At 59.9% G+C, this 12,715-nt stretch carries 11 protein-coding genes and 2 pseudogenes; 7 read left to right on the forward strand and 6 right to left on the reverse strand.

Going from position 1 to position 12,715, the window contains the following annotated elements:
* Window positions 1-53: 53 nt before the first annotated feature.
* From RX329_RS17285 to RX329_RS17295, 3 genes are all read right to left on the reverse strand, one after another.
* Window positions 54-1,214, reverse strand: coding sequence for a PAS domain-containing sensor histidine kinase (locus tag RX329_RS17285; protein WP_085383269.1), 1,161 nt, complete (start codon window positions 1,212-1,214; stop codon window positions 54-56).
* On the reverse strand, window positions 1,215-2,003 hold the full coding sequence (locus RX329_RS17290) for an alpha/beta fold hydrolase (protein ID WP_085383270.1): 789 nt from the start codon (window positions 2,001-2,003) through the stop codon (window positions 1,215-1,217).
* Between the two features lie 91 nt (window positions 2,004-2,094).
* Window positions 2,095-2,496, reverse strand: a complete 402-nt coding sequence (locus tag RX329_RS17295; RefSeq protein WP_085383271.1) for a response regulator — start codon at window positions 2,494-2,496, stop codon at window positions 2,095-2,097.
* Window positions 2,497-2,532: 36 nt separating this feature from the next.
* Here RX329_RS17295 and RX329_RS17300 point away from each other — a divergent pair, with 36 nt between their 5' ends.
* On the forward strand, window positions 2,533-2,712 hold the full coding sequence (locus RX329_RS17300; RefSeq protein WP_085357351.1) for a hypothetical protein: 180 nt from the start codon (window positions 2,533-2,535) through the stop codon (window positions 2,710-2,712).
* Window positions 2,713-2,744: 32 nt separating this feature from the next.
* Here RX329_RS17300 and RX329_RS17305 read toward each other — a convergent pair whose 3' ends face one another.
* Together RX329_RS17305 and arr are read right to left on the reverse strand one after the other, a co-directional pair.
* The gene (locus RX329_RS17305; RefSeq protein ID WP_085383272.1) at window positions 2,745-3,464 is read right to left on the reverse strand and encodes a DJ-1/PfpI family protein; all 720 of its coding nucleotides are present in this window, start codon (window positions 3,462-3,464) and stop codon (window positions 2,745-2,747) included.
* Window positions 3,465-3,578: 114 nt separating this feature from the next.
* A pseudogene (arr, locus tag RX329_RS17310) lies at window positions 3,579-3,976 on the reverse strand (NAD(+)--rifampin ADP-ribosyltransferase).
* A gap of 143 nt (window positions 3,977-4,119) precedes the next feature.
* On the opposite strand from arr, the gene RX329_RS17315 reads away from it, so the two are divergent.
* Window positions 4,120-4,350: a hypothetical protein gene (locus RX329_RS17315; protein ID WP_085357349.1), complete on the forward strand. Its 231-nt coding sequence runs from the start codon at window positions 4,120-4,122 to the stop codon at window positions 4,348-4,350.
* Window positions 4,351-4,366: 16 nt separating this feature from the next.
* On the opposite strand, the gene RX329_RS17320 is transcribed toward RX329_RS17315, so the two are convergent.
* Window positions 4,367-4,798, reverse strand: a complete 432-nt coding sequence (locus RX329_RS17320; RefSeq protein WP_317246167.1) for a nuclear transport factor 2 family protein — start codon at window positions 4,796-4,798, stop codon at window positions 4,367-4,369.
* 600 nt (window positions 4,799-5,398) lie between these two features.
* Between RX329_RS17320 and RX329_RS17325 the strand changes: the two are divergent.
* From RX329_RS17325 to RX329_RS17345, 5 genes and pseudogenes are all read left to right on the forward strand, one after another.
* Window positions 5,399-7,581 (forward strand): annotated as a pseudogene (locus RX329_RS17325) (PAS domain S-box protein).
* A complete protein-coding gene (locus RX329_RS17330) occupies window positions 7,574-7,903 on the forward strand; it encodes a response regulator (RefSeq protein WP_244561126.1) in 330 nt (109 codons plus the stop codon). Before RX329_RS17325 ends, RX329_RS17330 begins: the two are co-directional and overlap by 8 nt.
* A gap of 819 nt (window positions 7,904-8,722) precedes the next feature.
* Window positions 8,723-9,757, forward strand: coding sequence for an IS110 family transposase (locus RX329_RS17335; RefSeq protein WP_247287488.1), 1,035 nt, complete (start codon window positions 8,723-8,725; stop codon window positions 9,755-9,757).
* 447 nt (window positions 9,758-10,204) lie between these two features.
* Window positions 10,205-11,167: an ABC transporter substrate-binding protein gene (locus RX329_RS17340; RefSeq protein WP_158091664.1), complete on the forward strand. Its 963-nt coding sequence runs from the start codon at window positions 10,205-10,207 to the stop codon at window positions 11,165-11,167.
* 117 nt (window positions 11,168-11,284) lie between these two features.
* Complete coding sequence (locus tag RX329_RS17345) at window positions 11,285-12,655, forward strand: IS1182 family transposase (protein ID WP_026233905.1); 1,371 nt, start codon at window positions 11,285-11,287, stop codon at window positions 12,653-12,655.
* The last annotated feature ends 60 nt before the right edge of the window (window positions 12,656-12,715 follow it).

Raw genomic sequence — 12,715 nt, forward strand, 5'->3', positions numbered from 1 at the left:
CTCACGGTTCTGCATCCGCATCGAACGGCCCACGACCGCTGAGGTTGCTGGTCTCAGGGAGCGGAATGCGGCCGGAGGGATCCATCGCCTTCGAGGGGCATCCGCAAGGTGAACTTGGTTTCTGTGTCGGTCGAGTCGACGCCGATTGAACCTCCGTGCGCCTTCGCTATTTCAGACGCGATGTACAGACCAAGTCCCAATCCTTGAGAAGGGCCGTGCGCCTTTCCTCGGTAGAACGGCTGAAACAGGCGCGTCCGCGCCTCTTCCGGAATAGCCGCACCTCCATTCGCCACCGAGAGCTCAAACATTTCTGCTTTGGCGGTAGCTTGGACCCGCACTGGCTGATCCGGCGCGCCGTGGCTGATTGCGTTGCCGAGCAGGTTCGAGAACAACTGGGCGATACGGGCCGGATCGCAGAAGACCGGTGTCTCGACCTCGAAGCTGGTTTCGATGCGGCGCTCCGGATGGGCCGCCGTCAATTCGGCGACGACCTGGTCGAGCACGGGTTCAATCGCCGTAATTGACTTGGACAGCGAGATGCCTCCGCCAAGGCGGCCTCGTGCCAAATCCATGACGCTCTCGATCATCTTGGCCATTCGCCCGACGCTGCTCTGCATCATGGCCTCGAGCCGCAGCGCGTCTTCCGGCGTCTTGGCCTTGAGCATCAGCCGTGCACCGGCCGCAATGGATGCGAGAGGGTTGCGTAGGTCGTGGCCGAGCACGGCGATGAACTGCTCACGCAACTCCGCGTTTGCGCGCTCCTGCTGCAGACGCTCTTCCAGCGCCGACTTGAGCTCATCGCTTTCCTTCCGGGCGTCGATGAGCTCGCGCTCGTAGCGACGCCGGTCCGTGGCCCGCATGATTGTCAGGCGGGTGAACAGAAGCGCGTCCGCGTCGGTGCGCCGCTCACGGGCGTTCGCGATCGCCGGAAGCCGCGCCCCGCTCTTGGTGAGGAGATCGAGGGCGAACTCGTCGAAGAAGCCCTGCATGCGCAGCAGCGGCGCCACGTGGGTCTCCAGGAATATGCGTCCCGCCATGTTGAGCAGGTCGCTCAGTCGCATCCCAGGAAGGTCGTCCGACTGGTAGCCCATCCAGCCCGCCAGCGTTCGATTGGCACGATCGATGCGGCCGTCCGGACGAACGGAGAGGTACCCGCATGGCGCGTTTTCGTAGAGGTCTTCGAAATCGCTGTCGGCGGGGTAATTATTGTTCACTCAGACGAAATCTCGGATTGCGGCAACGACTTCGTCAGGCGCGCTCAGGTTGGGACAATGGCCGGTTGCCTTCAGAACCACCATTTTGCTGTTCGGGATGTTGCGCTGCACGTACGCGCCGACCTGCTGCCCGGCGATGATGTCTTCGCTGCACTGGAGGATCAGCGTGCGAGCGTTGACCTTGGCCAGGTCCGCGCGATTGTCGGAGAGGAACGTGACCCGGGCGAACTCCTTGGCGATCGCGGGATCGGTCCGGCAGAAGCTGTTGGTCAGTTCCTCGCCGAGTTCGGGACGGTCGGGATTGCCCATGATGGCAGGCGCCATCTGGGCCGACCACCCCATGTGGTTCTCTTCCAGGAAAGAAAGAAGCTCCTCGATCTGCTGGGAGCTGAAGCCGCCGACATAGTCGCCATCGTCGATGTAGCGCGCCGAAGGCCCCACAAGGATGAGGCTTTCGAACAACGAGGGGTCTTTGATCGCAGCCAAAACCCCGATCATGGCGCTGACGGAGTGCCCTACGAAGACCGCGCCCTTCAGCCCGAGCGTCTGACCGATCTCAACGAGGTCGTCGGCATAACCAGACAATTTGGAATACTTCTGACGGTCGTACGCGGTGAGGTCGGACCGGCCCGCTCCGACGTGATCGAACAGCACCGTGCTGAACTCGCCTTCGAATGCCGGGGCCACGAAGCGCCACATGTTCTGGTCGCACCCGAACCCATGAGCGAACATCATGGCCCGCTCGCCGCGGCCGCGGACTTGCACGTTGTTGCGAAATTCGACAGACACTTGGTACCCCTGAGCGCGAGACGGTTTTTATTATTTCGAGAAGCTTAGGGTGAACTGAACCTGGATGCATCCCTTTTCCGGCGCCCGGCAGCTATGACGTTCGGATGAGAAGATCCGACAAAGCCTGGACCAATTGCGCCGGCGCGAACGGCTTAGGCAGGAGGATGCTGCGGGGCACGCCATTGGAGGCCCATCGGTGGGCGCTATCGCCGGAGACGTACAGGATCCCGCAGCTTGGGTCGTTCTCGCGTGCGAGGCGAGCCAGCCCCCATCCGTCCATCCTGGCGCGGCCGAGATTGATGTCAGTGACCACAGCTCGCGGAAGGGGCGTTCTGATGAGCAAACGGGCGGCCTCTTCGCCCGATGCGGCGCTAACAACACCGTAACCGGCCTCGATCAAGGTCTCTTCCAGCATCTCGCGGAGAAGTGCTTCATCCTCAACCAGAAGAATGGTCGATCCATCTGCGGCGTTGTGGGAGTTGCTCAGGTGCATCCTCTCGCATCTCTCAACAAAATGGCACCGCACCCCATGACGCAGGTCACCCGTCTCAACGTTGAACAGGACGAAGCGTTCACTTTTTCTCGCCGGGTCGCGCTCAGCAAGGAATCAGTGAAAATGTTGGCGCAGATTTGGCGATGGTGCCAGCCGCAGTCAATTCGCCATTGGTTCGGCCAGAGACGCACCTTACGCAAGGCGGAACTTCCGTAAGGCTCCCGCCAGGCGCCCATCCGGTCCCGGTGCTATTGCCCCGTGCGGACGAGGTCGAGAAACCGATTCCAGGCGATCTTGGGAACGAGCCGCCGCTGGTCTCCGGGCATGCTGTCGTCCATCATCTTGTTCGCCAGGCGCTGCACTTCCTTGGAGGCCTTGCTGATATGACCGGCATCAAAGGGCGGATGCGGATCGTATTCGATGACCAGTTGGATGGCCTCGGCCCGCTCACGGCCCGCAATCTCGCCGGCCAGCCAGAGCGCCAGGTCGATGCCAGCCGAGACGCCCGCCGCCGTGACGACTTTCCCAGACCGGACGACGCGCTCATCGGGCCTGGGCTTCGCACCCATGATCCGCAGCACGCCCATCTTGTACCAGTGCGTCGTCGCCGGCTGCCCTTTCAGGATTCCCGCCGCGCCAAGGATCAAAGCTCCCGTGCAGACCGAAGCCGTCCACACCGAGGTTCGGTGCACCTTCCGCAGCCAATCGAGGACCTCGTCGTCGACCATCTGACCGGGGGTGGTCGAGCCTCCGGGAACGACGAGCACGTCGGGACAGATCGTCTCCGAGATCGAGTGGGTGGCTCCGAGTAGAAGCCCGCCGCCTTCCGCCACCACCGGTCCGACTTCCTTGCCGACGAACTGCACCTTCGCCCCGGGAATGCGCGACAGCACTTCCCAGGGCCCGACCGCATCGAGCGCCGTCACACCCTGATAGAGAAGGATTGCGATCTCAACAGAAGCTGCCATTCGAAAGTCTCCTTGAAGGGTCCGGCGCTGACCGGCGACAACCTCAACAGTGCAAGTCGGGCCAGCCTGCTTTCCGTTGCGGCCTGAAGCCGACGGCGAGGATCTCTGTCGACATCAGTCGATCGCCTCCACTCCTTCCTCCTTTAGCCGCTCGATCTGGTCCTTCATCTCCTTCAGCCGCTCGGCGGAATGTCCGGTCCATTGGCTGACCTCGCCGATAACGCGGAGTGGCTCGCGCGACCGTAGGACTGCGTGGGGTTTCCAGGGAATTTCCTGTCGGTCAAGTTGGGATCATCCACGATCTCCCCGGTCGGCTCGACGATGTAGATTCTCTCCGCGCCGTCGCCGTGTGCCAGCTCTGCGCCCCAAATGGCTGCTTCCAAAGTACCCGTGTGATAGAGCCAGGATGCCTGAGCCCGCCTTCCGTAATTGGAGCGAAAACCGGCAGCGATCAGGTCCCCCGGCTTCAAGTCGGCCCGGGTGCCGTGGTAGGAGAGTCTCGTTCCGCTCATTGAAAAAACCTCGAAAATGATCCTGGGCTCGCGCGCTCAGCAGCAGCGCCTGGCGTGAGTTTACGAAGCGAAAAGAGTTAAATTTTGGCCGGTCAGCGCTTACAGTTCGGTCGAGCTGAACCGCCGAATCAAAAGAGTTGAGAATGCAATATCGAGCCTGCATCGTTGATGCGAATGGTCGCGAGAACTCCCGCACGTTCGCCTGTGCCAACGACGAGGACGCCATCGTCTGGGCGAGGCAGATGCTGCACGGCAATTCAGTCGAGCTCTGGTGCGGTGAGCGACTGGTGAAGCGTTTGCCGGTTTCAGAGGACAGCCGCGCCGTAACGCATGAGGTGCATGAAGGTCGAATGGTGCCAAAAGCAAAAGAATGAGCTACCTGCGAAACCGCTATGGAGCCGCGATGCTAACCGTCTCCTCAATGATCCTCATTTCGTCGCCATCGCCGGCCAGGATTGCGCTGTAGTAGCCGCGGAAAGGCTGATCGCCCACTTTGGCCTGCCATTCTCCGACGTTAAGTCTGAACGATCCTTCTGTGCGAGATACGACGCGCCTGACGGAGTAGTCGTGCAGTCCTATTTTTAAGGCTTCTTGAAAACTTCGCCGTATGGCATCGCGACCCTGGAAGATTCCGCTAGGAGTAACTCTGATTGCATCCTCGGCGAATGCTGCCGCCATTGCGTCAACGTCGCCTCGGTTGTACGCGGATGCGAAATTCTTCTGAAAATTGGCGCTCGCACTTTCGGCGGATAGCTTCTCTTGGGCACCAAGTGACGGGGATATAGAGAGCATGAAGGCGACCGTGAACAAGGTTTTCAGCATCGATGGCTCCGTGTCGCTAGTTGCAGCTCAGGCCGACTTGAAAACCCTGATGCGATCGCCGGTCTGATAGTTGATCTTCTCGTAAGGTCGGGGTCAATGCGACCGGATGGGTGACGAGGCAGAGTCAAGAAGCCTTCGGTTCATACGGGGCTGTTGGTCATGCTACGTTTCCCGGGGGCTCCGCATCAAGACGAACTGAGGTCCACGGTTCCCTCCGGCCGCTGTCCGCGCGATCAAGTCCTGTAGCGGCCCACTGAACACGGCACCCATCGGCAAGGACATGGCTCAATGACTGCCAACGGAGCGCTCGTGACCGGTTGCATTTGGCGGCCCGGAGACCCGTGCGGTGCGGAAGGTTAACCTTTCGCCGAGGAAAGGTAGGGTCGCAGTCCAACATCCGATCCGTCCGGAACAGCGACGGTCCACCCGTCAATCCGCCATCTTGGGCGCATCGACAAAACCGCTGAAGTTAGGGAACTATCCGTCGCCTCCGACGTTAGGGCTTGTTCGGCGGTCCAGCGGGGGAGCTGCCCATATTCCTTTTCAAACAGTTGGCCGGTGTGGTGGGCCTTCGCTCCTCTCGCCCCGAGAGATGCTTTCATGTCCAATGTTGAGGATTTTCCGGTCTCTGCCCGTCGTCAGCCGACGGAGTTCGAGGCGCTGGTCGCGGCCGGTCGCGCCGCACTCGACGCCATTCCTGGGGCGGTATACCTCTGCGATGCAGAGGGACTTCTCGTCGCCTACAACAGTGAGGCGGTTGAGCTGTGGGGCCGGACGCCCGATATGGCCAAGGAGGAGCGCTTCTGCGGCTCCCATCAGCTTTATCACCTCGATGGAACGCCGCTCGCCCACAGCGACTGCCCCGTGGCCACGGCCGTTCAGACGGGAACGCCCGCGCGCAATGCCGAAGTCATCATGGCGCGACCTGATGGCTCGCGCTTCACGGCTTTAGTCAACATCCGAGCGTTGCGCGACCGCTCCGGCCGCATCCAAGGTGCGATCAACTGCTTCCAGGACATCACGGGACGCAAGCAGATCGAGGAGGAAGTCCGCCGGACGAAGCAGGACCTGGAGGACTTCTTCGAGAATGGAGCCGTAGGTCTCCATATCGTCAGCGGCGAGGGTATTGTTCTCCGAGCCAACAAAGCCGAACTGGACATGCTCGGATACAGACCCGAGGAGTACATTGGCCGCCATATCGCGGAGTTTCATGCCGACGCTCCGGTGATCGGTGACATCCTACAGCGCCTTTCATGCGGCGAACCGCTCGACCGCTATCCCGCGCGGCTGCGGGCGAGCGATGGGTCGGTGAAGCATGTGCTGATTACATCGAACAGCCGCTTCGTGGATGGTAAGTTCGTTAATACACGTTGCTTCACCATGGACGTCTCGAAACTGCATGCTGCCGAAGAGGCTCGACGAGGCAGTGAAGCCCGGCTCGCAGCGACCTATGAGGCTGCGAGCGTCGGCATCTCCGAGACAGACGAGAACGGGCGCTTCTTGCGCGTGAATGATTCCATATGCCGCATCACGGCGCGTTCGCGCGACCAATTGCTTGGAATGACCTTCCTGGATTACACCGATCCGGATGATCAGGCGGATGACGCTGAGCTATATGCGCGGCAAGTCCATGGCGATATCGAGAACTACACCACACGAAAGCGCGTATTGCGACCTGACGGCTCCATGCGCCACCTTGATATTTTCAGTTCGTCGGTGCGCGATGCGGATGGCCGCTTTCTTTACGCGTCCGTGTTGCCCAGGACGTCACCACCGCCAAACAGTTAGAGGATCGTTTGCGCGAGAGCGAGCAGCGCATGCGCGATCTCCTTGAGGCATTGCCCGCCGCAATCTACACGACCGACGCTGAGGGCCGTATCAATTTCTTCAATCGAGCGGCGGTCGAGATGGCGGGCAGAACCCCCCAGCCTGGCGACGAATGGTGTGTAACCTGGAAACTCTATTGGCCCGACGGTTCGCCCCTCCCACACAATGAATGTCCGATGGCTGTGGCTCTACGCGAAAACCGCCCCGTTCGTGGTGCTGAGGCTGTTGCCGAGCGGCCGGACGGCAGACGTGTGCCGTTCATTCCCTATCCCACGCCACTGCGCAACGCGGACGGAAAATTGGTCGGTGCCATCAACATGCTGGTCGACATCAGCGAGCGCAAGCAAGCAGAGAACGCCCAGAAGGTTCTCATCGACGAATTGAACCACCGCGTGAAAAACACGCTTGCCACAGTACAGTCTCTGGCGAGCCAGACTGCCCGCCATGCTGCTGATTTAGAAGAGTTTCTGCCGACCTTCACGGGAAGGTTGCTGGCGCTCGCCGGAGCGCATGATCTGCTTACCCAAAGAAACTGGCAAGGTGCCCCTTTCGAAAAGCTGGTCCACGATATCGTCGCTCCAGTGTCGGGCGGGCGCGTCGTGGCAGGCGGGCCGCACGTCGATCTCGACCCGCGGACGGCCTTGAGTATCACCATGGTACTCAACGAGCTTCTGACCAATGCTGCCAAATATGGCGCACTCTCCGCGCCGGGCGGGTCCGTGTCGCTCACCTGGAGCATCGGCGACGGCGAACAGTCGAAAGGCATGCTCGAATGCGAATGGCGCGAACGAGGGGGCCCCCCTGTTGTGCCTCCCAAGCGGCGAGGGTTCGGTACACGGCTGATGGAGCGCTGCATAGAACACGACCTTGCCGGAGAGTTCGAATTGGTGTTCGAGCCGGAAGGCACAAGCTGCAGCATTGCCTTTCCGGTTAGGGTCCCAGCATCCAATGGCTGACATGTCGGGCGCCAGGGTTCTTCTCGTCGAAGACGAAGGATTGGTGGCGCTCATGATCGAAGACATGCTCGAGGAACTGGGATTGAAGGTCGTTGCCTCGGCTGCCCATCTGAAAAAGGCCTGCCAACTTGCGACGACCGCATCCATCGATGTCGCGCTCCTTGATGTAAATCTGGCTGGAGAGCTTGTCTTCCCGGCAGCTCGGATCCTGCGCGCGCGGAGTATTCCGTTTCTCTTCAGTACGGGGTACGGCGGGCCTGCCCTCGAGGCGGAGTTCAGGAATGTCCCCGCGATCGGGAAGCCCTTCTCCGCCAACAATTGAGCGATAAATTGCGAACGCTTCTGTCGCCGCTCTAGCGCGAAGCATCCTCGTAAGGACAACGTCCACACCATTTCTTAAAATTTTTTGCTGCGAGGGTAAGCTTCGAGACCTCCATCAAATCCGGCCGTTCTTCAGATTCCAATCAACGACCGTCACTCAGGTTTTCGGCGTTGATGTGCAGGACGAAGAGAGTGTTTCGGAATTCGTCTGTAACTTCCATCGCCATTCCCGCCCAGGCCCCAGCTTTCCGTCAATGCCCTGCAACGTCTGACCGGCCATCACAGTCGCCTCTTTCCAGGCTGCATGACGGTCAATCTCGGTGTGTGTTCATGAGTAACATTGAAGTAGTAGCGCGGCATCACGAATGACCTCTGCTTATAAGGTACTTGCGTAACTTCTGGGCCTGTTCGCCGTTCCGCCTTCAGGTCCGATCCAACAGCTTGGCGATACACCCTTTGAGTTGATCTATTTGAAAAGGTTTGGTGAGGAGCGGTCGCTCCTGGAATCCGTCCGGGACTCCGTCGGCCCCATACCCGCTCGCGAAAACGAACGGGAGGCTGCGCCGAGTGAGGACTTGGGCAACGGCTCACTACTGGGGCGGCCAAGTAAGACGTCCAGCACAGCGAAGTCGAAGTCAGCGGTACTGGCGCGCTCTAGGGCGGAGACCAGATCACAGGCTTCGGCCACAACCGAATGACCTAGATGCCGTAATGGGCCCTGCTCCGAGGAAGGGGTCATGATGGTGGCTGTCCCCCGATAGATGATGAGACGGGGTCACGACTTGAGTCGGCCCCAAGCATCTAGAGACGGAGGACAGCCGTGGAGAACTATGCCGGAATCGACGTGTCATTGGAACTGTCGAGCGTGTGCGTTGTGGATGCCCAGGGTAAGATCCTGAGAGAGGCGAAGGTCGCAAGCGAACCCGACGCCTTAGTTGAGTTTTTTGAGACGCTCGGCTTTGCAGTGGAGCGGATCGGGCTGGAGGCTGGGCCGCTATCCCAATGGCTGCATGCGGGGCTGAGAAAAGCAGGATTCGAAACGGTTCTGCTGGAAACACGGCACGTAAAGGCCGCATTATCGGCGATGACGGTAAAGACTGATCGCAAGGATGCCCGCGGGATAGCCCAGTTGATCCGGATGGGCTGGTTCCAGCCGGTGCACGCAAAGTCGGTCGGTGCGCAGGAGATCCGGGCACTCCTGATCGCGCGCAAACAGCTTCTCGGGCGACTTATCGATGTGGAATTAAGTATCCGAGGGATTTTGCGTGGCTTCGGGCTGAAGGTTGGCCCGGTGACGCGGAGGAATTTCGAAGCGCGGATCCGAGAGTTGGTTACTGGTCAGGCGACATTAGAGCGCATTGCCGGTGCGATGCTTTCGGCGCGATCTGCCTTGAAGGCAGAGTACGGAAGGCTGCACAAGGCTGTGCTGGCAACTGTGCGTGACGATGCGGTCTGTCGCCGGCTTATGACCGTGCCGGGGGTTGGTCCCTTGGTGGCCATCACCTACAAATCGGCGATTGATGACCCTCATCGCATCGCGAAATCGAAGGCGGCAGGTGCGCTGTTCGGGCTCACGCCAAAGAAGTACCAATCGGGAGAAAAGGACGTCACGGGCGGAATCACGCTGGCCGGTGACGAGATGGTGCGCACGGTATTGTATGAAGCCGCCAACGTTTTGCTATCGCGCATCACGCGGTTCTCAAAACTTAAGCGCTGGGGGATGGACGTCGCCAAGCGGCGAGGCTCGAAGCGCGCAAAAGTTGCCTTGGCACGTAAGCTTGCAGTGATCCTGCATCGGATCTGGGTCGACGGCACAACTTACCGATGGGCTGAAACGGGCCCGATCGCAGCATAGAGCACGAGGAGAAGAGCCGGAATGCAACCGGGCTGAACAGAAGCCCAGTGCCCGAAGTCCCGTCGCCGGGACGGTGGATGCGGTGAAGCCGTTACACGCCCAGTGGCCGTCGTCCGACGAACCACGCGTATCTAGATAGGCTCACCGCTCCCTCTGACAGCATGATGTGGCGGCCAGGCGTTGACCACGGACAGAAGCATGAGCTCGGCGGCGCGACGTTCACCGGGAGGCTTGACATCATCGGGCCCATTACAGAAGGGCGTGAACCCATAAACATGGAGCGGACGGCGGACGTCCGCCTTGGTGCCGATAACGGACTCAAGTCGGACGTGGCCCCACGTCCGAAAAGGGGCCAGTTCCAGACTCTTGCACCGCAGCAAGCGAGACCATGATTTTCTGAGAAAACCAGCTGTGCTAACTTTGAAGGGCGGACTGAAGGAGGGACACGTGGCTCGTTTAGTAACGCGTCGTACCTTGGTTACGACTACCTGTTCGATTGCCATTGTCGCCGTGGTGAATGCCGAGACGTCGCGGCCATGGCGCGTCGGACTGGTTACCTCTGGGTCGGGCGACCGGATTATCGCATGGTTCAGGGAAGCTTTCAAAGCCAAGGGATATCGCGAGGGGAAGGACCTGGTAATCGAACTGCGAGAAGCGAAGGGTCACTACGCGCTGTTGCCAAATCTGGTTGAGGAGCTCGTTGCGCTGAAGCCAGATGTCATAATCGCTGAAGCAACACCCGCAATCGCAGCGGCACAACGAGTGACCTCGACGATTCCGATCGTCATGTCACCATCCACTGATCCCGTTGGCTCCGGCTTCATCAATAGTTTTGCCAAGCCCGGTGGCAAAATTACTGGCGTAGCGAACATGTTCGGTGACCTCACAGCCAAGACACTTGACATCGTTCGCCTTCTCTTTCCCAAAGTGCAGAAAATCGGTGTGCTCACCTCAAATAACCCGACGCATCCGGCGTTGGCCGAAGTGGCGGCGAGTGCAGCGGGTGCGATCGGTGTTGCAGCCCAACGGTACGTTGCGGTGAACCCCGAGGACCTCGACAAGGCATTCGCCGAGATGCAAGCGGCGAATTGCGAAATCGTTTACGTGCTGGCAGACCCACCGCGACGAACAATGCCCTCAATCGCGCTCAAGTATGGGCTGCCCACGGTCTATCAGGTCACGAACTACCCAGACATAGGTGGGTTGATGGCTTATGGGCCGGACATCGAGGCTCTATTTGTACTAGCGGCCGATTACGTGGATCGCATCCTAAAAGGTGCGAATCCAGCGGACTTGCCGGTTCAGCAACCGACGAAATTCCAGTTCGTGATCAACCTCCAAACGGCCAAAGCATTGCACTTGACTGTCCCAGAGCAAGTGCTCCTACTCGCGGACAGAGTGATCGAGTAGCGCTCGTGTTGAGACACCGAAAGTCTGCTTCGGGTCGATTTTGTTGCAAAAGTCGGTTGAGACAAGTCACGAACCGTGATTCCGTTGTGTTGACGCGAATCTCGGCGAGGTCGATCCATGATGGGCCGTCTGAAGAGTGACCAAGGTCAACTGTTCTACGAGTTTCGTCTTGGCGACGCGATACCCGAAGATCATCTGGTGCGGAAGATCGATGCTGCTCTCGATCTGTCCTGGCTTCGCGGTGAACTAGCATCTCACTATTCGTCGATGGGGCGCCCGTCGATTGATCCGGAACTGATGATCCGGATGCTGGTCGTGGGGTATGTCTTTGCGATCCGCTCGGAACGGCTGATCTGCCGTGAAGTGCAGGTGAACCTCGCCTATCGCTGGTTCTGCAAGCTTGGTATCGAGGACGCTGTCCCGGATCATTCGGCATTTTCGCGCGCCCGCAACGAGCGCTTCCGTGATGGAGATGTTCTCCGCCGCGTGTTCGAACGGATTGTCGAGACATGCATTGCCGCCGGTCTGGTTGGTGGCGAAGGATTTGCAGTCGATGCGAGCCTGATTGCGGCCGACGCGAACAAGCAGCGCTCGATCGCAGGTCAGGACTGGCGCAGGGATCGCGATCCGGCCAGGTCCAGCCGCGCGGTGAAGGAGTATTTGGCAACCCTCGACGATCCGGCGTGGGGCGCCGCCAGCGATGTCATCCCGAAGTTTGTCTCGCCATCCGATCCGGCAGCGCAGTGGACCGGCGCTCACAAGGGGCCGGCATTCTTCGCGTACTCCGACAACTATCTCATCGACGTGAAGTTCGGCGTCATCGTGGATGTCGAGGCCTCCCGCGCCATTCGCCAGGCCGAGGTCGGTGCAGCAAAAACCATGATCGAACGAACCGAGGAGCGCTTTGGTCTCAAGCCAGAGCGACTTGTCGGGGATACCGCTTACGGAGCGGCTCCGATGCTGAACTGGCTGGTCGAGGAGAAGGGCATCGCGCCGCATATCCCTGTGTTCGATAAGTCGAAGCGGGATGATGGCACCTTCTCGCGGAGCGACTTTCGATATGACCCAACCGGGGACGTTTACCACTGCCCGGGTGGTAAGCGGCTTGGGACGAGCGGTACCGTGCACGAGGGCAAGACCCTTCTGTATCGTGCCAGCAAGCTCGACTGCGATGTATGCCCGCTCAAACCGCAGTGCTGCCCAAAGGAACCATCACGCAAGATCCCGCGCGATATCCATGAGCATGCCCGAGACGTTGCCCGGTCGTTCGCTGGCACCGAGGGCTTCGAGCTCTCTCGGCGTCAGCGCAAGAAGATCGAGATGAGGTTCGCACACTTGAAGCGCATCCTGAAGCTTGGTCGGCTCCGATTGCGAGGCCCGCAAGGTGCCCAGGATGAGTTTGTTCTAGCCGCCATCGCTCAGAATCTGAGGCGGTTTGCATCGCTGGTCGCACGACCGCCGCCGGCTCAGGTTCTGCGCATCGCGTAGCGTAGCGTCAAAGTTGCGTAAAATGCGTCAGGGCCAGCGCTTCAAAGCGCGGCTCAACAA

The sequence above is a fragment of the Bradyrhizobium sp. BWC-3-1 genome (assembly GCF_032917965.1).
In the GTDB taxonomy this organism is placed as follows: domain Bacteria; phylum Pseudomonadota; class Alphaproteobacteria; order Rhizobiales; family Xanthobacteraceae; genus Bradyrhizobium; species Bradyrhizobium canariense_D.

What these genes read in the sequence shown, in the direction of transcription:
- RX329_RS17295 (WP_085383271.1), bottom strand. Translation starts at nt 2,496, where the DNA reads ATGCACCTGAGCAACTCCCACAACGCCGCAGATGGATCGACCATTCTT.
- RX329_RS17345 (WP_026233905.1), top strand. Translation starts at nt 11,285, where the DNA reads ATGATGGGCCGTCTGAAGAGTGACCAAGGTCAACTGTTCTACGAGTTT.
- RX329_RS17320 (WP_317246167.1), bottom strand. Translation starts at nt 4,798, where the DNA reads ATGCTGAAAACCTTGTTCACGGTCGCCTTCATGCTCTCTATATCCCCG.
- RX329_RS17330 (WP_244561126.1), top strand. Translation starts at nt 7,574, where the DNA reads ATGGCTGACATGTCGGGCGCCAGGGTTCTTCTCGTCGAAGACGAAGGA.
- RX329_RS17300 (WP_085357351.1), top strand. Translation starts at nt 2,533, where the DNA reads ATGACGCAGGTCACCCGTCTCAACGTTGAACAGGACGAAGCGTTCACT.
- RX329_RS17315 (WP_085357349.1), top strand. Translation starts at nt 4,120, where the DNA reads ATGCAATATCGAGCCTGCATCGTTGATGCGAATGGTCGCGAGAACTCC.
- RX329_RS17305 (WP_085383272.1), bottom strand. Translation starts at nt 3,464, where the DNA reads ATGGCAGCTTCTGTTGAGATCGCAATCCTTCTCTATCAGGGTGTGACG.